Origin of the sequence: Acinetobacter sp. YH18001 (assembly GCF_013416975.1) — a bacterium.
Taxonomy (GTDB): domain Bacteria; phylum Pseudomonadota; class Gammaproteobacteria; order Pseudomonadales; family Moraxellaceae; genus Acinetobacter; species Acinetobacter pseudolwoffii.
Window position 1 is genome coordinate 31,616 of sequence record NZ_VPEU01000001.1, and the last position, 24,848, is coordinate 56,463.

22 protein-coding genes are annotated in these 24,848 nt (G+C 44.9%); 11 read left to right on the forward strand and 11 right to left on the reverse strand.

The window, feature by feature from the left end; genetic code table 11:
- Window positions 1-104: 104 nt before the first annotated feature.
- From iscX to FTV48_RS00205, 6 genes are all read right to left on the reverse strand, one after another.
- Entirely contained in the window at window positions 105-305 is a 201-nt protein-coding gene (gene iscX / locus FTV48_RS00180; RefSeq protein ID WP_005172695.1) for a Fe-S cluster assembly protein IscX, read from the reverse strand.
- An 88-nt stretch (window positions 306-393) separates the two neighbouring features.
- Entirely contained in the window at window positions 394-945 is a 552-nt protein-coding gene (locus FTV48_RS00185; protein WP_179999129.1) for a phosphatase PAP2 family protein, read from the reverse strand.
- 30 nt (window positions 946-975) lie between these two features.
- Window positions 976-2,247: a glycosyltransferase family 1 protein gene (locus FTV48_RS00190; RefSeq protein ID WP_100357514.1), complete on the reverse strand. Its 1,272-nt coding sequence runs from the start codon at window positions 2,245-2,247 to the stop codon at window positions 976-978.
- 549 nt (window positions 2,248-2,796) lie between these two features.
- Window positions 2,797-3,813, reverse strand: a complete 1,017-nt coding sequence (gene ilvC, locus FTV48_RS00195) for a ketol-acid reductoisomerase (protein WP_005172704.1) — start codon at window positions 3,811-3,813, stop codon at window positions 2,797-2,799.
- A 104-nt stretch (window positions 3,814-3,917) separates the two neighbouring features.
- Window positions 3,918-4,409: an acetolactate synthase small subunit gene (ilvN, locus tag FTV48_RS00200; protein WP_004813125.1), complete on the reverse strand. Its 492-nt coding sequence runs from the start codon at window positions 4,407-4,409 to the stop codon at window positions 3,918-3,920.
- Window positions 4,406-6,133 carry an acetolactate synthase 3 large subunit gene (locus FTV48_RS00205; RefSeq protein WP_034608751.1) on the reverse strand — a complete coding sequence of 576 codons (1,728 nt, stop codon included), beginning with the start codon at window positions 6,131-6,133 and terminating at the stop codon, window positions 4,406-4,408. The genes ilvN and FTV48_RS00205 overlap by 4 nt, the downstream gene beginning before the upstream one ends.
- A 687-nt stretch (window positions 6,134-6,820) precedes the next feature.
- On the opposite strand from FTV48_RS00205, the gene FTV48_RS00210 reads away from it, so the two are divergent.
- The 4 genes from FTV48_RS00210 (at window position 6,821) to holA (ending at window position 11,747) form a co-directional block, all read left to right on the forward strand.
- Complete coding sequence (locus FTV48_RS00210) at window positions 6,821-7,171, forward strand: DUF4124 domain-containing protein (protein ID WP_179999055.1); 351 nt, start codon at window positions 6,821-6,823, stop codon at window positions 7,169-7,171.
- Window positions 7,172-7,295: 124 nt separating this feature from the next.
- The gene (gene leuS, locus FTV48_RS00215; RefSeq protein ID WP_179999056.1) at window positions 7,296-9,932 is read left to right on the forward strand and encodes a leucine--tRNA ligase; all 2,637 of its coding nucleotides are present in this window, start codon (window positions 7,296-7,298) and stop codon (window positions 9,930-9,932) included.
- Window positions 9,933-10,205: 273 nt separating this feature from the next.
- Window positions 10,206-10,739, forward strand: coding sequence for a hypothetical protein (locus FTV48_RS00220; RefSeq protein ID WP_005095647.1), 534 nt, complete (start codon window positions 10,206-10,208; stop codon window positions 10,737-10,739).
- Window positions 10,740-10,748: 9 nt separating this feature from the next.
- Window positions 10,749-11,747 carry a DNA polymerase III subunit delta gene (gene holA / locus FTV48_RS00225; protein ID WP_005095645.1) on the forward strand — a complete coding sequence of 333 codons (999 nt, stop codon included), beginning with the start codon at window positions 10,749-10,751 and terminating at the stop codon, window positions 11,745-11,747.
- Here holA and FTV48_RS00230 read toward each other — a convergent pair.
- Complete coding sequence (locus FTV48_RS00230; RefSeq protein ID WP_005172715.1) at window positions 11,744-12,193, reverse strand: bacteriohemerythrin; 450 nt, start codon at window positions 12,191-12,193, stop codon at window positions 11,744-11,746. The genes holA and FTV48_RS00230 overlap by 4 nt on opposite strands.
- A 590-nt stretch (window positions 12,194-12,783) precedes the next feature.
- On the opposite strand from FTV48_RS00230, the gene FTV48_RS00235 reads away from it, so the two are divergent.
- Genes FTV48_RS00235 through FTV48_RS00245 form a run of 3 tightly spaced genes read left to right on the forward strand, consistent with a single transcriptional unit; the run spans window position 12,784 to window position 17,553 of the window.
- Window positions 12,784-14,145: a MacA family efflux pump subunit gene (locus tag FTV48_RS00235; protein WP_179999058.1), complete on the forward strand. Its 1,362-nt coding sequence runs from the start codon at window positions 12,784-12,786 to the stop codon at window positions 14,143-14,145.
- A 2-nt stretch (window positions 14,146-14,147) separates the two neighbouring features.
- Entirely contained in the window at window positions 14,148-16,124 is a 1,977-nt protein-coding gene (locus FTV48_RS00240; RefSeq protein ID WP_004647445.1) for a MacB family efflux pump subunit, read from the forward strand.
- A gap of 10 nt (window positions 16,125-16,134) precedes the next feature.
- A complete protein-coding gene (locus FTV48_RS00245; protein ID WP_159516231.1) occupies window positions 16,135-17,553 on the forward strand; it encodes an efflux transporter outer membrane subunit in 1,419 nt (472 codons plus the stop codon).
- Between the two features lie 70 nt (window positions 17,554-17,623).
- Here FTV48_RS00245 and FTV48_RS00250 read toward each other — a convergent pair whose 3' ends face one another.
- The 3 genes from FTV48_RS00250 to orn form a co-directional block, all read right to left on the reverse strand.
- Complete coding sequence (locus FTV48_RS00250) at window positions 17,624-19,459, reverse strand: tetratricopeptide repeat protein (protein WP_179999060.1); 1,836 nt, start codon at window positions 19,457-19,459, stop codon at window positions 17,624-17,626.
- Between the two features lie 98 nt (window positions 19,460-19,557).
- Complete coding sequence (locus FTV48_RS00255; protein ID WP_005172727.1) at window positions 19,558-20,328, reverse strand: ThiF family adenylyltransferase; 771 nt, start codon at window positions 20,326-20,328, stop codon at window positions 19,558-19,560.
- Window positions 20,329-20,784: 456 nt separating this feature from the next.
- Window positions 20,785-21,342, reverse strand: coding sequence for an oligoribonuclease (orn, locus tag FTV48_RS00260; RefSeq protein WP_004278381.1), 558 nt, complete (start codon window positions 21,340-21,342; stop codon window positions 20,785-20,787).
- A 124-nt stretch (window positions 21,343-21,466) separates the two neighbouring features.
- Here orn and rsgA point away from each other — a divergent pair, with 124 nt between their 5' ends.
- The 4 genes from rsgA to secB all read left to right on the forward strand — a co-directional run bounded on the left by rsgA (window position 21,467) and on the right by secB (window position 23,799).
- Window positions 21,467-22,525, forward strand: coding sequence for a ribosome small subunit-dependent GTPase A (rsgA, locus tag FTV48_RS00265; protein ID WP_005095621.1), 1,059 nt, complete (start codon window positions 21,467-21,469; stop codon window positions 22,523-22,525).
- Between the two features lie 93 nt (window positions 22,526-22,618).
- Window positions 22,619-23,026, forward strand: a complete 408-nt coding sequence (locus tag FTV48_RS00270; RefSeq protein ID WP_005095619.1) for a rhodanese-like domain-containing protein — start codon at window positions 22,619-22,621, stop codon at window positions 23,024-23,026.
- 18 nt (window positions 23,027-23,044) lie between these two features.
- The gene (gene grxC / locus FTV48_RS00275; protein WP_100329331.1) at window positions 23,045-23,302 is read left to right on the forward strand and encodes a glutaredoxin 3; all 258 of its coding nucleotides are present in this window, start codon (window positions 23,045-23,047) and stop codon (window positions 23,300-23,302) included.
- 38 nt (window positions 23,303-23,340) lie between these two features.
- Entirely contained in the window at window positions 23,341-23,799 is a 459-nt protein-coding gene (gene secB, locus FTV48_RS00280) for a protein-export chaperone SecB (RefSeq protein WP_004278389.1), read from the forward strand.
- Between the two features lie 211 nt (window positions 23,800-24,010).
- On the opposite strand, the gene FTV48_RS00285 is transcribed toward secB, so the two are convergent.
- Window positions 24,011-24,817 (reverse strand): enoyl-ACP reductase, encoded by an 807-nt coding sequence (locus tag FTV48_RS00285; protein ID WP_005095616.1) that lies wholly within the window; start codon window positions 24,815-24,817, stop codon window positions 24,011-24,013.
- Window positions 24,818-24,848 lie beyond the last annotated feature (31 nt).

A 24,848-nucleotide genomic window follows, 5' to 3' on the forward strand; every position in this document is an offset into this window, starting at 1 on the left:
CTCCTTAAGTCAATTGTTGACATGAAAATTTGGCGCATTATACCGAGATAATGCGCACTTTTCTGCTTTTACACTGTAAAAATATGCTTTTTTCAATCGGGCACTTAACGCGCTTCGTCAATCCATGCCATTTGAATCGCTTCCAGCAGACCTTCTGTGGATTTAGTCGGGTCATCTGCAAACTCAGGCAAGGCACATACCCAGGCGTGTAAATCAGTAAAACGAATCCACTGCGGGTCCACATCCGGATGCGCTTCGTAGAGTTCAATCGCGATATCGAGGGTATCAGTCCAACGTAAACCCATCTCTATTTCTCACCATATTTGCTTTAATGCTGTACTTTAGCAAATTTATAAAAATCTGCGAGCTTTCGCCCCAGTTTTCACTTATTTTTTACAACATAATATTGAGATAAGGTGCGCTCAGCACAATGACCACGGCCATCATGCCTCCGATCATTGCCCCAACCGCGACATCACTTGGATAATGCAATCCCAGAATCATGCGCGATAAAGCCACCAGCAGCGTAAAAGGGAGCATCAACAGCAATAATAGCGGTGCAACATAACCCAAGAGCGTGGTTGCCATTACCGCATGCAAGGTATGTCCAGACGGAAAACTAAAATGATCCAGCGGCCGCTCACCCAGTCGAATCACCTGATGCACCTGATAAGGTCTTGGACGTACAGTTTTTGTTTTGAGAATTTTATAAATCAGCGTGCCGAACGTTCCGCCCAAAATGATATAGAGCATCTGTAGCCCATATTCCAAGCCACGAAATCCCCATGCGGCAAAACACATCACATACCAAAACACGCCATCCCCCAAACGGCTAATGATTTTAAAAAAAGCAGCGATTCGATTTGAGTGGGAGAGATGATTGAGGTAGACACAGCCTTTTAAATCTATTTCTAAAAATTTGAGTTTGGCATTGTGGATTTTCATCATGTTGCTCCCGCTCTTGTTTTAATTAGGTCATTTATTTTGCCTTGTGATTGAATACAGAACCTGTTCAAACTGCTCTACAGGATGTTGCCATCCGACCTTCTGTGCACAGTGTGAAGCATACACACCCATTCTTCTAAGTGTGTGATAATCTGGTAACTTTAAGATATTGGCTGTTAAATCTTCTTGTAGACCCAGTGAGCTGAGCCAGCCTGTTCGGTCGTGTTGTACATGTAGATGTGCACAAGCATAATCATAAGCAATAACCGGTAGTCCACTGGCCATCGCCTCCAATACCACATTGCCAAAGGTTTCAACCTGACTCGCAAAGCAAAACACATCGGCACTGGCATAGGCTTCAGCAAGCTGTTGACCACGCAAACTCCCGGTAAACACAATCGAAGCATCATGATTCAACTGCTCTAAGCGCTGTCGGTCTGGACCATCTCCGACCACCACCAGACGCACATCCTGACAATGCATATGACGCAATGTGAAATATGCCTGAATCACCACTGGTATTTCTTTTTCAGGCGATAAACGCCCGACATACAACATGACACGGGTCTCTTTGGAAGCTCCCCAGCTCTGGCGTAGGGAATCAGAACGCCATTTAGGTGAAAAGGCTTGTGTATCTACCCCTCGTCCCACCACAACCAGTGGACACGTCACTCCAAATTTGCGGAGTGCTTCGGCAGTCTCACGACTCGGTACACAGGTAATTGCGGTATGATTATGAAACCATTTGAGATAATGCTGAATAGGTTTAACCAAAAATGCCAAATCAAAGAAACGGCTAAATTCCTGAAATGGTGAATGAAAACCGCTCGATACAGGAATTTCAAGGAATCTTGCAGTTTGCTGCGCGGCAAGCCCTAATGGGCCTTCTGTGACGATATGCACTACATCGGGTGCAAAGGCTTCTACCGCATGGCGAACCTTTAGAAACTGCGGCCAACCGAACTGTAAGCCTGAATATTTGGGAATACGCTGTGCTTTAACCAAACATTCCCGATAGGGTTGAAATTCAGCACAGATGCCTTTTTGCTCGGGTCGAATCAATAAAATTTTATGCCCCTGTTTTTTCAGCCCTTTGCAGAGTTGTAACAATGAATTTGCTACCCCATTAATTTCAGGTGGCCATGTTTCGGTCACTATGGCAATTTTTAAGCGGGGGCGTACCAAATCTGCAAGCGCAGATGATTTTTGAGGACTTTTCAGACGTTGCTGTTTTAAGTCAAATTGAAAGCCATCAAGGAGTGCTTGTTGTTTTGTTAAGGCTTGGCTGTAGGGCTGATTCATGTCGCACCTATCTTACTTATTTATGTTTTAAGCAAAGCATAGGTGTTCTGTGTGACTGTTTGATGAAGTAGCAAAAACTTAATAATGGGTGCTATGCAACCCAAAATAAGCCTTCTGAATTGAATATCATTTTGGCTGTAAAAGCTTTTTGATCTTTAATAGTTAGAATTAATCCTTTGTAGTAATTAGGGTCATTACAATCAATAAATACATCACGCTTAAAAATATCTTTTATCTCAAAAAACTAAATTGCTCTCAATAAAATCATTAATATTTATTAGATTCTTTTCTGTACTAATCTCAAATCCTAAGCATTTAACTTTCATGCATTTTCCAATAAAAAACCCCATAATAACGAGGCCTTTATAGCATAAAATTCAACCAAAAGGAGTATTAATTCTTTTCCTTATCAACGATTTTGTTTACTTGAATCCATGGTACGAAAAAAATAAAGCACTGCTTTATTCTTCTTGAGGCACGTAACACCAAAAATAAAAAACCCACTCAAAATGAGTGGGTCTTCGCATTCAAATCAATTGATTCGAGAAATTAGTTTTTCTCTTTATCAACAATTTTATTTGCTTGAATCCAAGGCATCATCGCGCGAAGTTTGTTACCCGTTACTTCAATACCGTGAGCAGCGTTTTGACGACGACGAGCAGTCATAGATGGGTAGTTCAACGCACCTTCTTGAATGAACATCTTCGCGTATTCGCCAGATTGAATACGTTTAAGTGCATTACGCATCGCTTCACGAGACTGCTCGTTAATTACTTCAGTACCCGTTACATATTCACCATATTCAGCGTTGTTCGATACTGAGTAGTTCATATCCGCGATACCGCCTTCGAACATCAAGTCAACGATCAATTTAAGCTCGTGTAGACATTCGAAGTACGCCATTTCAGGCGCATAACCAGCTTCAACCAAAGTTTCGAAGCCCATTTTAACCAGCTCAACTGCACCACCACAAAGAACTGCTTGCTCACCGAAAAGGTCAGTTTCAGTTTCTTCACGGAATGAAGTTTCGATAATACCAGTACGGCCGCCACCTACGCCTGAAGCATAAGAAAGTGCAACGTTACGCGCGTTACCAGATGCATCCTGGTGAATTGCGATTAAATCAGGAACACCTGAACCACGCTGGTATTCAGAACGTACTGTGTGACCAGGTGCTTTAGGCGCAACCATGATTACGTCAAGGTCAGCACGTGGAACAACTTGGTTGTAAAGAATCGAGAAACCGTGAGCAAACGCTAAAGTAGCACCTTGCTTGATGTTTGGCTCAATCTCGTCACGATAAAGTTGAGATTGGAATTCGTCTGGCGTCAAGATCATGACTACGTCCGCTTGCGCTACAGCAGCAGCAACTTCAGCAACTTTAAGACCTGAATTTTCAGCTTTTTTCCAAGAAGTAGAGTTCGCACGTAAACCTACAGTGACATCAACGCCAGAATCTTTCAGGTTAAGCGCATGCGCGTGACCTTGTGAACCGTAACCAATGATCGCTACTTTCTTAGATTGGATGATAGATAAGTCAGTGTCTTTATCGTAAAAAATTTGCATTGCTGTCTCCGCTTAATGCTTGTTTGTCTGTTTAAATCAGGCAATGACCCTTGTATTTACATTGCCTGATACCCCCTTCTTATTAGGATGAGGAAATATTTAAATTAGATGGTTAAAACTTTTTCGCCGCGCGCAATACCTGAAACGCCTGAACGCACCACTTCTAAAATGGTGTGTTCTGCAAGTGCATCAATAAACGCATCAACTTTTTCAGTCGTACCTGCAATTTGAATGGTATAAGTCGTTGGTGTTACATCGACAATCTGACCACGGAAAATATCTGCGGTACGCTTAATTTCGTCGCGAGATGAACCCAATGCTTTGACTTTGATCAGCATCAGTTCACGCTCAATGTGCGCACCTTCAGACAGGTCAACCACTTTCACTACTTCAACAAGCTTGTTGAGTTGCTTGGTGATTTGCTCAATCTTGTGATCATCGCCATAAGTGGTCAAAGTCAAACGAGAAAGTGTTGGATCTTCAGTTGGCGCAACGTTTAATGTTTCGATGTTGTAGCCACGCTGAGAGAATAAGCCCACTAAACGGGAAAGCGCACCTGCTTCGTTTTCAACAAGTACAGAGATGATATGTCTCATGCTGTGCGCTCCCCTTTTGCTAACCACATATCTTGCATCGATTGACCTGCAATCAACATCGGATAAACATGCTCAGTACGATCAACCATGACGTTAATAAATACGCACTTGTCGTTAATCGCCATCGCTTCTGCAAGTTTCGACTCAAGCTCATCGGCATGATCAATCTGAATACCGACGTGACCATACGCTTCCATCAACTTGGCAAAGTCAGGCAGTGACTCTACATAAGAGCTAGAATGACGACCTTCGTAATTCATGTCCTGCCATTGTTTCACCATACCTAAAGCACGGTTATTCAGGCACAAGATTTTTACGTTCAAGCCATATTGCTTACAGGTCGAAAGCTCTTGGATACACATCTGAATCGACGCTTCACCCGTAATACACACCACCTGTTGATCCGGGAAGGCAAGCTTCGCAGCCATCGCATAAGGCAAACCTACACCCATGGTGCCTAGGCCACCTGAGTTGATCCATTGACGCGGACGCTTGTATTTGTAATACATCGCACCAAACATTTGATGCTGGCCTACGTCCGAAGTAATGATCGCTTCGCCATTGGTCACTTTATCCAATACCTGAACCACTTGTTGTGGCTTCATCACACCATCAACACCTGCTGCATAACGACCGCCATGCACTTTGCGCCATTCATTAATCTGAGACCACCATGCCGCAATCACTTCAGGATTTGGCTTGGAAACATTGAGCTGTTTCAACTGGTTCAACATTTCAGTCAATACCGGCTCTACCGCACCGACAATTGGAATGTGCGCCATAATGGTTTTTGAAATCGTCGCCGGGTCGATGTCAATATGAATCACTTTGGCATTCGGACAGAATTTTGCCGGATTGTTGGTGACACGGTCATCGAAGCGCGCGCCTACACACAGAATCACATCTGCATTGTGCATGGTCATGTTGGCTTCATAAGTACCGTGCATACCGAGCATACCGATGAACTGTTCATCATCACCCGGGAATGCGCCCAAGCCCATTAAGGTATTGGTTACCGGATAGCCCAATAGATGCGCAAGCTCTGTCAATTGTGCAGATGCATTGCCTTGAACCACACCACCACCCGAATAAATTACTGGGCGCTTAGCATTGACTAATTCTTCAATCGCTTTACGAATTTGACCTGAGTGACCACGAAACGGTGGCTGATACGAACGCATCTTCACTTTTTCCGGGTATTCGTAAGCAAATTTTTCTGCAGGATTGGTCGCATCTTTAGGAATATCAATTACGACAGGGCCTGGACGACCAGATGACGCGATATAGAATGCTTTTTTAATGATTGCAGGAATTTCGCTGGCATGACGCACCTGGAAACTATGCTTCACGATTGGACGTGAAATGCCGACCATATCGGTTTCCTGGAATGCATCTTCACCAATCAGATGACTCGCAACCTGACCTGACAAAATCACCATCGGGATTGAGTCCATATAGGCCGTTGCAATTGGCGTTACCGTATTGGTTGCACCCGGACCTGAGGTCACCAGCACCACACCAGTCTTACCTGTGACGCGTGAGTAAGCATCCGCCATGTGACCGGCAGCTTGTTCGTGACGTACGAGGTAATGATTGATTTTGTCTTGTTGAAATAGCGCATCATAAATATGAAGAACTGCGCCGCCTGGGTATCCAAAAACATGTTCAACGCCTTCGTCCGCTAATGCGCGAACAAGCATTTCACCACCAGATAGAAGTTCCAACGTGATTCACCCTAATATTATGACACTGCACAAATGGGAGGCATTTGCAGTGTTTCATTTGTTAACTGTCTGCACTGTTATAGCACACAAATTTCATAGTTTTCATAGCAATAGGAAAAAAATCTGATCTCTTGGCTGTTCGAGCAATACAAGACCTAAAACATGTTGGGATAAACATATTTTGCTTAGCTTTGTTCAATTTCTCGGCTAGAGAAATCGCCCACTGCATGAAATGACACTTAGTCGAAGGGTGATCGATTAAGGCATATAAAACTATTGCAGCATTCTTGTGTTTTCAGGCTTTAAAGTCAAGTTTAAAAAACAGGCAATATGCGCTTTAAAATACCTGATTTGCTGTTTTTAACAGCAATCTAGAGCAAGGATAGTAATAAAGAATTAATCTAATAATATTTAATCTAATAAAATTCATAAACTTATATATTTAATTTTATAAATTTTTAGTATGTCTTATATAAAAAAAATGAATGAATTTTTAATAAATCCAGTGAAGTTGTTTATCAATAAATTTTGTGTCTGAAAATTTGCTCACCACTTCTACAAACGAGATGCAGAAGCTGTTCGATCCGTGATCATGAATAGAGCGGATAAAAATTCATTATTTTTACTGTGAAAATCACTACAATGTTTTGTAGTATTTTATGGCTAGAACACAGAGGCTCAAAAACAATGAAAATATCTTTTTTAACTGCCTTAAGTCTGAGTTGTGCAATTTCTCTGGGCATTTGTAGCAGTAGTGCTTCAGCAATCCAGTATTATAAATGGGTCGATGCCAAGGGCACCACGCACTATACAAAAACACCGCCCCCGAAAACAGCGAAAAAAGCCACAACTGTCGATACCTATGGCTGGAAAAACTCGGCACCGACACCGCCTAGAACGAATGAAACTGAAGTGCAAACAGAAAATAGTACTCAAGAACGACTGCAACAGCCTCAAATTCCTGCGAATCAGGATCAGCAGCAACGTGAAGCCAACGAAGCCTTAGAACAATCGAAAAATCGCGCAGTGGCTTTATAAGCGACCTCCACTATGGAACTGATCATTTTTTCTTAGGGAAATGCCTGCGCAAAATTCACTTTTAGGTGCATTTTGCGCTATGCTGTGCAACAGACTTTTTTCACCGTAATTCACTGATACGTTTATGACTACTCACATTGATTCCGAATATCAAGCCAGTGCGATCGAGCCTCAAGTCCAACAGGATTGGGAATCTCGCAAAGCCTTTAAAGTTGCCGACAAAGTAGAAGGTCCACGTCGTTATATTCTCTCGATGTTCCCTTACCCAAGTGGCAAACTGCATATGGGTCATGTGCGTAACTATACGATTGGTGACGTGATCAGCCGTTTCCATCGCTTAAAAGGTGAAACGGTCCTGCAACCGATGGGTTGGGATGCTTTCGGTCTACCTGCTGAAAACGCAGCGATTGCACACCAGGTTGCTCCGGCAAAATGGACATTTGAAAATATCGCTTACATGCGTGACCAATTAAAGAAATTGGGTCTAGCTGTCGATTGGGATCGTGAATTTGCCACCTGTACCCCTGAATACTATCGTTGGGAACAATGGCTATTTGTTCAGCTTTATAAAAAAGGCTTAATTTACCGTAAACTTTCAACTGTAAACTGGGATCCGGTCGATCAGACTGTGCTTGCCAACGAACAGGTTGAAAATGGTCGCGGCTGGCGTTCAGGTGCATTGGTTGAAAAACGTGACATTCCAATGTACTACTTCCGCATTACCGATTATGCGCAAGAATTATTAGATGATCTAGACACGCTGAAAGACGGTTGGCCTCAACAAGTTCTAACCATGCAACGTAACTGGATTGGTCGCTCACAAGGGATGGACATTAGTTTCCCTTCAGCAAATCCAGAAATCTACGCTGAAGGCTTAACAGTCTTTACCACACGTGCTGACACGTTAATGGGCGTGACTTATGTTGCTGTTGCAGCAGAACACCCAATGGCACTCAAAGCTGCTGCTCTCCAATCAGAAGCAGGCAACCCTGAACTTGCTGCATTTATTGAAGAATGTCGTATGGGTTCAGTTGCTGAAGCGGATCTTGCGACTGCCGAGAAGAAAGGTATGGCAACAGGCCTGTCTGTTAAGCATCCTGTGACTGGTGAAGAAGTTCCGGTCTGGATCGCCAACTATGTGTTGATGTCTTACGGTTCAGGTGCGGTGATGGCGGTTCCATCACACGATGAGCGTGACTTCGAATTTGCCAATAAATATGGCTTAAGCATCAAACAAGTCATTGATGCCAAAGGCGCTGACGATAGCGACTTTTCTGCAACAGATTGGCAAGAATGGTACGGTTCGAAAGAAGGCAAACTGGTGAATTCAGGCGAGTTTGACGGTCTAGATTTTCAGGGTGCATACGATGCATTCCTAGCCAAACTAGAACCAACAGGTCTGGCAAGCTCTAAAGTTCAATTCCGTTTACGTGACTGGGGTGTTTCCCGTCAGCGTTACTGGGGTTGTCCAATTCCAATGATTAACTGTCCATCATGTGGTCAAGTGCCGGTGCCTGAAGAGCAACTTCCTGTTGTACTTCCGACTGACGTGGTTCCAGACGGTTCAGGCAATCCATTGAACAAGATGCCTGAGTTCTATGAAACGTCATGCCCAAGCTGTGGTGGCGACGCGCGTCGTGAAACAGATACGCTAGATACCTTCGTAGAATCATCTTGGTACTATGCACGTTATGCATCGCCTGACTTTACCGATGGCATGGTAAAACCAGAAGCAGGTCAAACCTGGCTGCCAGTCAACCAATACATCGGTGGTGTGGAACACGCGATTCTGCATTTGTTATACGCACGCTTCTTCCACAAACTCATGCGTGATGAAGGTGTAGTCCAAGGCAATGAACCATTCACCAACCTTTTAACTCAAGGTATGGTACTGGCAGATACCTTCTACCGTGAAGCGAATTCTGGCAAAAAAACCTGGTTTAACCCGGCGGATATCGAACTGGAAAAAGATGAAAAAGGCCGTGTGCTATCTGCGAAATACACAGGCGATGGTCAAGAGGTTGTGGTTGGCGGTCAGGAAAAAATGTCGAAATCGAAAAATAACGGTATCGACCCGCAATCCATTATCGACCAATACGGTGCAGATACCGCACGTGTATTTATGATGTTTGCAGCACCACCGGATCAATCGCTTGAATGGTCGGATGCCGGTGTTGAAGGTGCTAACCGTTTCTTGAAACGTGTATGGCGTTTGGCAACAGGTTTCCTTGAAAAAGGTAATGCTGCATCAAATATCGACAAAGCTGCACTTTCTACTGCTGCCCAAGACTTACGCCGTAAAACCCATGAAACCATCCAGAAAGTCGGTGATGACATCGAACGTCGTCATGCATTTAACACTGCAATTGCCGCGATGATGGAATTGCTAAACGCAAACAATAAGTTTGAAGCCAAAGATGACAATGACGTTGCGGTAGCACGTGAGTCGATCACTACACTTCTGACTTTGTTAGCTCCATTTGCACCGCACTTAAGCCAAACTTTATTGGCTGAGTTTGGGATTGAATTGAATTCAACCCTATTCCCTGCTGTAGACGAGTCTGCACTGACACGTAATACGCAAACCATTGTGGTACAAGTGAACGGTAAGCTTCGTGGCAAACTTGAAGTTTCTGTGGATGCATCAAAAGATGACATCTTGGCGCAAGCCAAAGCATTGCCTGAAGTTCAACAATTCCTGACAGGTCCAACTAAGAAAGAAATCGTTGTACCGAATAAATTGGTGAATTTGGTGGTTTAAATCCTGAGGAATTGTTTAAGCACTGCTTTAAACAATTCTGCAAGGGGATGAGGGCGAATAATTCACTCTCCCTAACCCTCACTTGCGTTCAGTTTTAAAAGCGCTGCTTTAAAACCTCACTCAGGAGAGGGACTTTAAAAAATAATCCCTCCAAACCTCCCTTTGCCAAAGGGAGGCTTAAAAAACACAAAGCCCGTTGCCAACCAGCGGGCTTTGACTTTACAATCCGGTTCAGGATTTCAAATATTTCCCTGAGGGAAAAAGAGGATACTCATGCATTTAGGCAAACGTTTAGCAGCAATTGTTTTAACTTGTGGTCTAAGTGCAGGCTTAGTCGGTTGTGGCTTCCATTTGAAAGGCACCAACCCAAGCTCGGCACCTGTTGCCTATTCGGTTATGAGCCTTTCTTTACCCCCCAATACTGAAGAATTACAAGAAAAGCTGGCAGTTTACCTCGGTGCTGCAGGCGTACAACTCAGTAATGCACCTAATGCTTATGTATTGCGTGTTCTCGATTACACGCCGCGCCGCTTAGAATTAAACGGCAAGCTGGTAGAAACCTTGCTGCGTTTAAATGTAACCTTCCGCATTGAAGATGCGCAAGGCAATCCGGTGACCGAACCACGCACTGTGGTGGCAACGCGTACTTATCAATATGACATTGAAACAGTCAACACTGATGACCAGGAACAAAAGTTTTTGAATCAGGTGATTATTGATGATGTGGCACAGCAGATCGCGCGTCAGATTTCATCGAACCGCCTCCCCTTGGCCAAACAAAATACCCCAGCGCAACCTGCTCAATAAGAACGCCTTATGAAACTTGACTATCTGCAAGCCCTAAAACGTGTCGATGAAGCTCGCGGTGCCTGGGTCTTGCATGGTCAAGAGCCTTTGCTAGAACAAAACCTGATCGATGCCTTTCGCGCACATTGGCAAGCCAAAGATATCGAACGTCAACGTTATGATGTCAGTTCAGTTTCTGAGTGGAAAAATGTCTTTAATGCATTGAACAGTTTGTCATTGTTCTCAACCCAACTGGCAGTTGAAGTGCATGGCAATATCAAACCAGATGCCAGTAGCCTCAAACTGCTGAAAAGCTATTTACAACAAGACAGTGATAATCTGCTATTGGTCGTTATGCCCAAGCAAGATGCGAGCAGCCTCAAATCCAGCTTCTTCCAGACGGTTGAGGCCAATGGTGTCTGCGTTGCGCTTACTGCAAATTATCCACGCGATCGTCAGCAAATTTTGGCAGTTGAAGCAGAGAAACTGGGGATTAAACTGGCCCATGATGCCTGGCAATGGCTGGAACAGCATCATGAGCACAACTTGCTGGCAGCCAAAAACAGCCTGATGCGGGTCAGTGACACCTTTGCAGAAGTTGATGTGATTCAGATTGATCATTTATATGCCTGCTTACAGGATCAATCACGCTATAGCACCTATGATTTGAGTGATGCCCTACTGCAAGGCAATCTCTCGCAATCGATCAAGATTTTCCAGTATCTGGTCGCTTCAGGTGAACCGATGAGCCTGATCTTATGGAGCCTGAGCAAGGAAATGCGTCTGTTGATGCAACTGTTTGAACAGCCGCAAAATGCCTTGCAAATTGGAATCTGGAAAACCAAAGTCGGGCTATATCAGCAAGCTTTACGCCGTCTCAGCCCCCAACGCTTTTTGAGCTGGCCCCAGCTGTTAATCCGTATTGATGCAGCCATTAAAGGAATGTCCAAAGAGAACCCTGAACATCTCATCTTACAGGCCATTGCTGAAATGTGCGGTCAACGCTTATTTTTAGCGCCGAGTGCTTAACCAAAGAAACGTGCAAACCAGCCCTTGCCTTTTTTGCTTTCCTGAGCACGTAAATAACTCAACATATTATCGCGCACTGCATCGACATAGTCCTGATCATCATGTTGAATATGATTGATCAGCCATTTGGACAATAAACGATATAAATCATTTTCAATCGATTCTCCCTTCTCGAACTTGAGACGATAATCATTGAGTCGTTTCACAAATAATTCATGTATACCGCGATGCGAAGGTAGGTATTGATAACTGACCTGTTCCAGCAGGTTTTCTTCAAAGCTGAAATGTGACTGGGTATAATCGATTAAATCCTCCAAGACCTCTTTGATTCGATCGCGATCTCCTGTGCTTTTTACCTGCTCCAAAGCATTTATATAATCTAAAATTTGACGGTGCTGATTATCGATTACGTCGATTCCAATATTATAGCTTTCATTCCATTCCATCGTTAAACCCTCATCAATGTTGCGAGCAAAGTTGTATTATTTTTGCACAATAAATGTGCATTTTCTTGTTAAGTGGTAAAACCATAATTTTTTTATGGAATTAAATCTTACAAGCTTTATTTATTTAAATCCATATATAAAACATGGGTTTTTAAAATTTTTTTCTACTTAATTTTCAACTGGTTTTTACTATTGGGACTAAAGGGAGGAAAATTAAGCCAGAAACAGCCTTAGAACAAATATCACACAACAAATCTAGTATGTTTGGTCTTATGTCTTTATTGATTCACACTCGATTTTATTTGTGCAGCGCTTTGATTGAAAAAATACTGTTGGGGACAGTGATCATTTTATTCAAGAGTCACCTGATGATCTTTTAAACAGGATCGATGTTATCTATAGAGGGTCAAATCCTGTTATCAATGTCAGAACAAGCAATTCATGGAGCATTTTAAAATGGTCTGTATGGACGATATTTTCAGAAATCAGCCAATAGAAAATAATTCTCATTATAATTCAAAAAATTCACGATTTATCCCAATTTCGCTTTTATAATCAATCCCTATCTTTGATCCGAATTCGTACTCAATATGCCAAAAATAAAACCGACGAAACTAATTATGGCCGCCGTGATTGCCATTGTGTTAATCGCTGCGGGGTGGTATTTCCTCAAACCTAAAGAACAGCCGCCACAGTATATTACTGCTGAAGTGACGCAGGGTGATATTGAAAGTTCTGTACTGGCGACCGGTATTTTAGAAGCCACCAAAATGGTCAGCGTAGGTGCCCAGGTTTCTGGCCAAGTGAGACAAATGTATGTGGAACTCGGTGATCAGGTTAAACAGGGTCAGCTGATTGCACGAATTGATTCTGTTCGTCAGGAAAATGATTTAAAAACTGCTGAAGCCAGCATTAAAAACCAGATGGCACAGCTTGCGGTGAGACAGGCGAATCTGGCCAAAGTTGAAGCTGAATACAATCGTCAGAAAGCCATGTATGCACAGGATGCGACTTCCCGTTCAGAGCTGGAATCTGCATTTGCCAGTTATAAAACGGCTCAGGCCGATATCACGGCAATCAATGCACAGATCGAACAGTCGCGCCTGACCTTGGCAACTGCCAAAGAAGACTTGGGTTATACCCAGATTGTGGCACCGATGGATGGCACGATTGTGGCGATTGTGACCGAAGAAGGTCAAACCGTGAATGCCAATCAAAGTGCACCGACCATTGTGAAACTGGCCAAGCTCGACACTATGACCATCAAAGCTGAAATTTCTGAAGCAGATGTGATGAAAGTGGAAGAAGGCCAAACCGTTTATTTCACCACGCTGGGCAATAACGAGAAAAAGATTTACGCCAAACTGCGTCAGGTTGAACCTGCACCCAATTCGATTAATACCGATTCAAATACATCTGGTTCATCGTCAAGTTCTGCGGTGTATTACAACGCTTTATTTGATGTCCCGAATGAAGATGGAAAATTGCGTATTGATATGACGGCGCAAGTTTATATCGTGCTGGATGAAGCCAAAAATGTACTGACCATTCCTGCTGCAGCCATTCAAGGTTCAAACCGTCCGCCACGTGCCAATCGTGGTGAAGCTCGTGGTGAGGGTTCTCGCGGTGAAGGCGGCCCGGCATCACGTTCTGAAGCTGAATCGGCTCAAGGCAACCGCCCTGCCGGTGAACGTCCAGCGCGTCTAAACCTGTCTGAAGCAGAACTTGCGCTGATTGAGCAAGGTAAAGCACAGCGTGGCATGGTTCGTGTCTTGCAAGCCGATGGTACTGCAAAACCAACCCCTGTATTAATCGGTTTGAATAACCGCGCGACTGCGCAAGTGCTGAAAGGTTTAAAACGTGGTGATCAGGTGGTGATTGCCGATGGTTCTGATACCTCCAATGATGCAGCAAAACGCGGTGGCAATAGCCGTGGCCCAATGAGAATGTAAGCATGAATTCACAACAACAGCCTCTCCTCGAGGTGAAAAATCTGGTTCGTGAATTCCCTGCGGGTGAAAGCACGGTCCAGATTTTAAAAGGGGTGAATCTGGAGATTTATCCAGGTGAACTGGTGGCGATTGTCGGCCAGTCCGGTTCGGGTAAATCAACCCTGATGAACATTCTGGGTTGTCTGGACAAACCAACTACCGGTAGCTACAAGGTCAAAGGCCGTGAAACCCGCGAACTGGAAGCGGATGAACTCGCGCAATTACGCCGTGAATATTTCGGCTTTATTTTTCAGCGTTATCATTTACTGGGCGATTTAAACGCAGCAGGCAATGTCGAAGTTCCTGCGATTTATGCTGGTGCAGATTCATCTGAACGGCATGCACGAGCCGTCAAGATTCTGACTGATCTGGGGCTGGGTGAAAAAACCCTGAACCGTCCGAGTCAGCTCTCTGGTGGTCAGCAGCAACGGGTTTCGATTGCCCGTGCGCTGATGAATGGCGGTGACGTGATTTTGGCCGATGAACCGACAGGTGCATTGGATAAGAACAGCGGTATTGAAGTGATGCGTATTTTGCGTGAACTGAATGCCAAAGGTCATACCATCATTCTGGTCACGCATGATCATAATGTAGCGAAAAATGCGACGCGTATTATCGAGATTTCAGACGGCAATATCATTTCCGACCAACCCAATGTTCCTGAAGTCGAAGAGCATCTGGAAAAACAGCCGCTAATCCGCAGTGAACAAAAGAAGATTTCTTCATGGCGTTCTGCAGTTGACCGTCTAGGTGAAGCCTTTCGTATGGCCTTGCTGGCCATGAATGCACATCGCATGCGGACTTTCCTGACCATGCTCGGAATCATTATCGGTATCGCTTCGGTGGTCTCGGTGGTCGCGCTGGGCAATGGCTCACAAAAACAGATTCTGGAAAATATCAGTAGTCTGGGCACCAATACCATTACCGTATTTCAGGGTCGAGGCTTTGGGGACAATTCCAGATCTTCACAGTCTAAAACCCTGATTCCGGCCGATGCCGATGCACTGGCTGAACAACCGTATGTCGATGGCGTCAGTCCGTCGGTGAATAGCAGTGTCACCGGCCGTTATAAAGAAATCGAAGCTTCAACCACGGTCAACGGCGTCAGTGAAGATTTCTTCTACGTGCGTGGTATGACCTTCCAGTCCGGTCAGCCCTTTGATCGCAGTAGCGTCATGCAACAGGCGCAAGATGTCGTCATTGACACCAATACCAAAAATACCTTCTTTAAGGATGGCACCAATCCGGTGGGTCAGGTGATTTTACTCGGAAGCGTACCGAGCCGAATTATCGGGGTGATCGACGCGCAAAAAGGCATGATGGGCAATAATGACAGCCTGAATGTCTATCTGCCTTATTCCACCGTGATGAGCCGTATGCTGGGGCAATCTAACGTTCGCAGCATCATTGTGCGGATTAAGGATGAATATCCAAGTGCGGCGGCTGAAAATGCAATTTTAAACCTGTTGGTACAGCGCCATGGCGCGCAGGATGTGTTTACCCAGAATGCCGACAGTATTCGTGAAACCATTCAGCAGACCACAGCGACTATGACGCTTTTAATTTCGGCGATTGCTGTGATTTCACTGGTGGTCGGCGGGATCGGGGTGATGAATATCATGCTGGTGTCCGTGACTGAACGTACTCAGGAAATTGGGGTACGTATGGCAGTAGGTGCACGTCAAAGTGATATTTTGCAGCAATTCCTGATTGAAGCAGTGCTGGTGTGTATTTTAGGCGGTATTTTGGGTGTGCTGCTCTCGCTCGGGATTGGCCAGCTAATTACACACTTTGCCGGCGGTACTTTCCAGATGGCCTATTCAACCACTTCGATTGTGGCTGCCTTTGTCTGCTCAAGCCTGATTGGAATTGTGTTTGGCTTTATCCCGGCACGTAATGCCGCTCGTCTGAATCCAGTCGATGCGCTTTCTCGCGAATAAGGAACCTGATATGCAAATGAATTTAACCAAGCTTGCCAGTGCCCTGTTGCTGGGAAGCTCGCTGACCGGTTGTGCGGCAGTGGTAAAAACACCTTATGAGCAGCCTGCGATCAATATGCCGGGCAACTTTCAAAATAATAAGGTTTTAAGTCAGCAGATCCATGCCGACATTCTGGCAGATCAATGGTGGACCTTATTTAAAGATCCGCAATTGAACAGTCTGGTCGATCAAGTGCTGGCGCAGAATACAGATCTGGCGGTGGCTGGCATCAGTTTACAGCAGGCGCGCATTCAGGCCAGACAGGCACAAAGCCAGCAAGGCGTCCGTGTCGGTGATGCACGAATTTCAACGGGTCAGCGTTTTGATCTGGAGGGTGGCAGCAATGCTTCGACGGGTCTTTCACTGGGCTATCCGGGCTTAAGCTATGAACTGGATCTGTTTGGCAAACTGGCCAATCAGACTGAAGCGGCGCGCTGGGAAGCCTTGGCATCTGCACAGGACTTACAGGCGACGGCGCAGAGCCTGATTGGCACCACGGCACAGCTTTACTGGCAATTGGCTTATTTAAACGAGCGTTATAGCGTGGTACAGCAAAATCTGGCAACAGCGCAAAAAACCTATGATCTGGTGCAGGTACAATATCGTGCCGGTGCGGTGTCCGGTCTGGATTTAACCCAGGCCGAACAGGCGATTCAAAGCCAGCAAGCCACCTTAAGCCAGATTGAGCAGCAACGGGTGGAAACGCGTACCGGCCTCGCAGTATTGCTGCATATGCCAGTACAACAGCTTTCTATTCAGGAGCCAAGCCGTTTACCGAATATTCAATTACCGAGTATTCAGGCCGACTTACCCGCGAGTTTATTGTCCCGTCGTCCCGACCTCCAAGCGACTGAACTACGTTTGCGTAAAGCGCTGGCCAATAAGGATGCCAACAAAGCCAGTTATTATCCTTCAATCAGTCTGACTGGGAATTTGACTACAGGTATTGGCAGCAGTACCTCGCTTTCAAATGCGTTGAAGAATCCGGTGGCGACTTTAGGTGCGGGTCTGACCTTGCCCTTCCTGCAATGGAATGACATGAAACGTGATCTGCAAGTCAATGAGCTAGAATATGAAAAAGCGATTATGCAATATCGCCAGACCATGTATGAAGCCTTCGCCGATGTGGAAAATGCCTTGTCGAACCGGACTGAAATCAGTAAGCAAGTCACTTTGCAGCAACGTAATGTCGAACTGGCTGAACGTACCGAACGCCTGACTGAAGTACGTTATCGTAATGGCGCGGTGGCGTTAAAGAACCTGCTAGATGCGCAGGAAACCACACGGAATGCACGGCTGTCTTTGGTACAAACCCGACAGAACCAGTACAATGCCTATGTGACTTTAATGCAGGCATTAGGTGGTAGTCCAATCCAGCAATTACCTTAAACAAAGCTTGAACCATAAAAAAAACCGCTGTCTAACAGCGGTTTTTTATATTGCGTGATGTCAATAAAAATTACTTCATTTGCAAATAGGCATGCACATTTTTCAATAATTCAGTTGATCGCTCATGCCCGAGCAAACTGCCTTTTTCCAGCCAGTCCCGCGCGACTCCAATATCGCGTTCCACCCCAATTCCCTTGGTATATAAACGTCCCAGATGACTATAAGCATCGGCATTGACCTGCGCTGCCGCCTGACGGTAATACTGTACCGCCTGTTCGATATTTGCCTCAGTGCCTATGCCATTTTCAAACGCTTCCCCCAGCGCATTCAGTGCCACACTATTCTGCTGAGCAGCCGCTTTTTGCAGATAGCTCAAACCTAAGGCAATATCCTGCGCAATCTGTTTTCCTTTAAGATACTCCAAGCCCAATTCTGCCTGTGCCTGTGCATGTCCCAGTTGTGCAGCCTGATGCAGATAACGATTGGCCTGCTCTGGATTAAGGATAAAGACCGGATAAAGACCTGACAGAGCCTGATACAGGAACCAGGCTGCTTCCTTGGAGCCTTTCGCGACCGCCTGATTCAGATATTGAATGGCTTTGTCGCGTGTCGGCAATGGATATTCCGCCAGACTATAAAAACGCCCGACCACATAAATTAAATCTGCCTCAGACTGAGCCTCGATCTGCCAGTATTGCTGGGCCACTGCCTGAATCATGCTGGTGGCTTTGGCTGTGTCTTTTACAGTACCGATGCCATTTAAATAACACAGTGCCAGACCCATTTGTGCATAAGCATCATCGGAACTGAGCTGAAATGCTGCCTGATATAATTCAAATGCCTTTTGCGGCTCATAAGCCACTAGATGCTGTTCAAAATACAGCGCGGCAATCATGCATAAAGCGGGCGGATGCTGAGTATTGGCAGCTTCAGACCAGTAACGAAACGCCATGGTTTCATTTTTATCGACATACCAGCCATGAAAATAAGCCAGTCCAATTAAAGTCTTGGAATGCGCATCGGCATGTTCTTTGGACTGCTGCATCAAATGCTGGAACACGCGCTGACGCTGGTCGGTATCGATACGGCCTTGCAGTACGCCAGCATAATAATCATAGAGACCTTTTTGATCACCAAGACTGATACAGCGTTTAATAAATTGCAGGGCTTGAGTCTGGTCTTGGGGCAGCCTCTGTCCACGCGCATAATCATCGGCGATCTGCTGATTGGCAGCCAGATGATCTTGCTGCGCAGCTAAAAACAGATAATGAATTCCCTGAACCAAATCTTGAGCCGCTGAATCTGTTAAATAATACTGCGCCAGTTGATACTGCGAATTGCTATGTCCCTGCCCGGCATTTTGAATGAGTAAGGCCAAGCGCTGCTGTTCAGCGTTCTTCTCTTCTGGATTTGTTTCTGTAGTGGAAGAAAGTTCAGTGATGCGGTACTGGGCATCCAGATTGCCACGGGCTACGGCATGTCGGTACCAGTACAGCGCTTTTTCCGGGTCAGCCATTTGATAGCGTTGCTCCTCATGAATCTGCCCTAGATGATAAGCTGCGTCATCACTGCCCAGATGAAAGGCTTTATCGAGATAACTGATGGCTGTTTCCGTATTTTGCGCATGTCCCAGACCCTGCAAATGCATCAGCCCCATGCCGACATAAGCCTGTGGAATTTCCTGTTGCTGGGCAAGATTCTGGTAAATCTGATAGGCGCGTGCATAATTCGGATGTTCAGGATCTGAACTCAAGCGCGCCGCATGCTTGAGCTGTGCATCAAGCTGCTCAATCCATAGATCATGCTGCACAGCTTTGGCCTGATCACGTTTCACCGGATCCGGACGTTTCCACATCCAGATTCCCAAAGCCCCTATCCCCAAAATCAATACCAGCAAGAACCACATAACTGCTCCAAAACATTATTTTTGTTCTGCAAATGAATCCTTTCATTCTAAACGCCGTCTCAAAAAAAGCACATATCTTGTGCTTTTTATTTTGTAAATCAGGCTTTTGCTCTTTTACTATCCAGCTTCTTCAAGCCTTCTGCCACAGCGACCATGGCAAAGCTTGATGTCACCACCACGGCAGAGCCATAACCACCACAGCGCAAGCCGGCACTGGCACAGACATCGGCACTCGAGAACGGATTATCGATTGAATAGACACAGGTAATGCCGAATTTTTCTTTAGGTTTTTTACAAATACCTTTGCCGCGTAACTGGGCACGCAATTTGGCCAGCATCGGATCCTGTTCGGTTTTAGATAAGTCTGCGACCCGAATTTTCAGGGGATCCAGTTTACCGCCTGCCCCGCCCGACACAATCAAGGGAATCTTGTTAAAGCGACAATGCAGCATCAAGGCAAATTTGGCCTTCACATCATCAATACAGTCGAGAATTAAATCAGGATTACCTGCTAAAATTTCTTTGATATTTTCCGGCGTCAGATAGTCATCAATCAGATTGATCTTGATCCGTGGATTAATGGCATGACAACGCTCGGCCATCACTGCAATTTTTTCATGGCCCAAGGTCGTGCTCATGGCAGGCAATTGACGATTAATATTGGATGCCGCCACCACATCCATATCGACCAAACTCAGCTCGCCCACACCGCTACGTGCCAGCGCTTCTACTGCCCAAGAACCGACACCACCGATGCCAATCACCATCACATGACTTTTTTCATAATGACTGAAGCTGTCTTCTCCATAAATTTTGGCAACACCCGCAAAGCGGCGCTCATATTCATCGTCTTGAAGCAGTTCAGTCATAAGTCATCAATAGCTGTTAAATCACGGCTTATTTTAGCAAAGTCAGCATTTTTTTACTGCTTCTAAAATTTTGATACAAAATCTATCAGCAAAATCAGAAAGATAAATTCAGGAACATTTATAATTGGATAAAATTCATACATAAAACTTTAAATATGGGAGTCAAACACTGTGCTGATCAATGCTCTTTTGGCTCTCAATTTTATCCTGATCACTCTACATTTTTATTTTTACAGTAGCCAAAAACAGAAAAACTATGCGCTGAGTATTTTTATTCGTTTGCTGATTTTAGGCCTATTCGGATATGTGATCCTAGATCGCCATGAAACCCAGACCCATCTGATTTTGGTACTGATATCCTGGGTGATATTTGAACTGATTGAGAGTTTATATCAAAAGAAAAAAGCATCAATCTCATAAAAAAAGAGGCTTGCGCCTCTTTCAATCCATCTAAACTTAGTCTTTATTCATGATAAAGAAATATTGACGATAGTATTTCAGTTCGGCAATTGAATCACGAATGTCATCCATCGCCAGATGCGAAGCATTTTTCTTGAGACCACTCATAATTTCTGGACGCCAGCGTTTTGCCAGCTCTTTCACTGAAGATACATCCAGATTACGGTAATGGAAATACTGCTCCAGCTCAGGCATCAGGCGATGCAAGAAACGGCGATCCTGACAGATCGAGTTGCCACACATCGGGGATGACTTTGGATTGACCCATTTTTTCAGGAATTCAATGGTTTGCTGTTCTGCATCCTGAGCCGTCAGTTTACTGCGACGCACCCGTTCAATCAGACCCGATTGACCATGTTGACGAGTGTTCCACTCATCCATGGCATTTAACAGACGTGCAGGCTGATGCACCGCAAGCACAGGACCTTCTGCCAGAATATTCAAATTGTCATCGGTTACAATCGTCGCAATTTCAATAATTTGGTCATTGTCTGTGTCTAGACCTGTCATTTCAAGGTCAATCCAAATCAGGCGGGTATCAGCGGTGCTGCTCATAAATGTGCAATCTTATTGGGTTTAAAAACAACTATAGTAGCAAATTAATTACATCTTGGGTGTCATTCGGGGGCTGCTTCATGCTATTTTTGCCATCTGATTTACCCGGTTTTTTAGGATATGAATGGCCTTAATACGTAAGCGTCGTCTGACAGAGCAACAACAGCGCCGCATTCAGAAACAACAGAAAACACGTCAAGAAGATCTCGATACCTCCAGTGATCTGGAAGGTTTGGTAGTGCAACACTACGGCCGCCAACTTGAAGTGCAAGCTTTGTCTACTCCTGACATTCACCCTGAAAAACCTGTGGTCGCCGATGGTGAGCCTGAACCTTTCTGGAAAGAAATTGAACTAGGCAGCGTCTGGCGCTGTCATACCCGAACCAATCTGGATTTACTGGTCACGGGTGACCGGGTTAAATGGCAAGCCGATCCGAATACCGGTTTAGGAATTATTACGGCGATTCATCCACGTAAATCCTTATTGACCCGTCCTGACCGCTATCACAAGGTTAAACCGGTAGCGGCCAATATTTCACTGATTGTGATTGTGTTTGCACCATTGCCTGAGCCAGCACCGGGCCTGATCGACCGTTATCTGGTGGCCTGTGCCGATGCCGATATTCCTGCGCTTCTAGTGATGAACAAAGCCGATTTGTTAAAAGAGAACGATCCAATTCTGACTCTGCTACAAGAATATCAAGACCTCGGTTATGAAGTAATGCAAACCCAGTCCGATGGTGATCTGACTGTATTGTCCAATCGTCTGGAAAATGAAACGGTGGCTTTTGTCGGTCAATCGGGTGTCGGTAAAAGTACGCTGATCAATGCGATCGTGCCAGATGCAGCCCAGAAAACCAATATTATTTCGGAAAACTCGGCACTCGGTCAGCACACCACCACCTCAACCCGTTTGATCGGTTTTGGTGAAGGTGCTGCCCTGATCGACTCTCCGGGAATTCGTGAATTTGGCCTGTGGCATCTGCCTTTAGATAAGGTACAAATCGGTTTTCCTGAAATTGAAAACCTGCTCGGACACTGTCAGTTCCGGAACTGCACGCATAAGCATGAAAAACAATGTGCTTTACGTCAGGCCGCGAGTGCGGGTGAAATTTTACCGCGCCGACTGGACAGCTATTTGCGTTTAATCGATGAAATCACTGAAGCACAGCAAAAAAATTAATTTTCTTGTGCCTCAACCCTTGAAGCGGTGATTTTGATCACCATATTTATGAGCTATACTCTTGGCAATTTTAAAATTGTAATTAGGTGAATTGTGGAACGTTGGTTCGAGTTTATGGGGAATCACCCCTTCTTATTTGGAACACTCGCGGTATTGGTAGTTTTGTTCTTCATTATCGAAGGTCAACGTAACGGTCGTAAAATTTCTCCGCAGTCGCTGGGAATTTTAGTCAAAGCAAAAAATGCCATGCTGATTGATTTACGGGATGCCAAAGACTTCCGTGAAGGTCATATCAGCGGCAGCCGTAACATTCCATATAGCCAGATTACAAAGCATGTTGAAGAGCTGAAAGCATCTGATCGCCCTTTGGTGTTCATTTGCAACCTTGGACAGGTGGCTGGTACTGCGCTACAACAAGTGGGTCATGCCGATGCATACCGTCTTGATGGCGGCATCAGCAACTGGAAAGCCCAAGGTTTACCTTTGGTGAAAAGCAAATAATCCACGAACAGGAGATTGATCATGGCTGACGTTATTGTTTATTCAACGACTGTGTGTCCTTATTGCGTGCGTGCAAAACAGTTGCTTGAGCGTAAAGGTGTCGCATATAAAGAAATTAATCTATCTCAAGAAGCACCTGAAGTACGTCTTGAATTGATGCAGCGTACCAATCACCGCACTGTGCCACAAATTTTTATTAAGGATCAATTCATCGGTGGTTTCGACCAGCTTTATGCTTTAGAGCGTGAAGGCAAACTTGATGAATTACTGGCTTAATTCTACTAAAATCATCACTTTATATTAAGGATCAAAGAATGAGTGAAGAACAACAAGCTCAACCACAATTGGCATTAGAGCGTATTTACACCAAAGATATTTCTTTTGAGGTTCCTGGGGCACAAGTTTTTACCAAGCAATGGCAACCTGAGCTCAACATCAATCTTTCTTCTTCTGCAGAAAAAATTGATGAGACTCATTTTGAAGTGGCTTTAAAAGTCGTTGTTCAAGCGACCAATGAAGGTGATACTGCTTTTATCGTCGACGTGACTCAAGCCGGTATCTTCTTGGTAGATGGCGTTGAAGAAGAGCGTCTTCCATACATCCTGGGCGCATACTGCCCGAACATTCTGTTCCCGTTCCTGCGTGAAGCAGTGAATGATATGGTGACTAAAGGTAGCTTCCCACAGTTGCTGCTTACCCCAATCAACTTCGATGCTGAATTTGAAGCCAATATGCAACGTGCACAAACTGCCGCTGTAGATGGTCAGGCTTAATCGCTGTCCTGCAAATCTAAAAAAGACCGCTTATGCGGTCTTTTTTATGGCCTTGAGTGAACTCCCCCTTTATCAAAGGGGGAATGAGGGGATTTTGCTCATTCACTCTTTTTTTTAAGAAAGGGTTTAGCGAGATTAAAGAAAAATAATCCCTCCTAACCTTCCTTTAAAAAAGGGAGGAACTCTCCCTCCCACGGCAGAGAATAGACTTTTATTCCGCATCCGCCATTAAATCAGCGCTCATACCCACGGTATTGAAACCGGCATCGACATACAGGATTTCACCGGTAATGCCATTGGCCCATGGCGAGCACAGGAATAATGCTGCATTGCCGACATCTTCAATCGTTACATTACGTTTTAATGGCGCAACTTTTTCATTTAAGTCGAGCATTTTACGGAATGATTTAATGCCTGAAGCAGCCAGAGTACGGATTGGACCCGCAGAGATGGCATTGACACGAATACCTTCCTGACCCAAGCTCGAAGCTAAATAACGAACACCGGCTTCTAAAGAGGCTTTGGCCATACCCATCACGTTATAGTTCGGCATTACGCGCTCAGAACCTTGATAAGTTAGCGTTAACAGGCAGCCTTGACGAACTTGTAGCAAAGGCTTTGCCGCACGTGCCATCGCGATAAAGCTATAGGCACTGATGTCATGTGCAATATTGAAACCTTCGCGGTCTGTGATTTCGGTAAAGTCGCCATCCAAAGTATGCGCCGGTGCGAAACCGATAGAATGCACTACGCCATCCAGACCATCCCAGTGTTTCGCCAGCTCAGCAAATGCATTATCAATATCAGCATCTACCGCCACATCACAAGGAAAAACCAGTTTTGAACCAAACTGTTCAGCAAAGTCATCTACCCGCTTTTTCAGCTTTTCATTTGGATAAGTAAAAGCCAATTCAGCACCTTCACGATGTAATGCCTGAGCAATACCAAAAGCAATGGATAATTTACTCGCAATACCCGCGATCAAGAAGCGCTTACCCGCCAAAAGTCCTTGTGCCATGTGAATCTCACCTAAAATAATATATATGCAT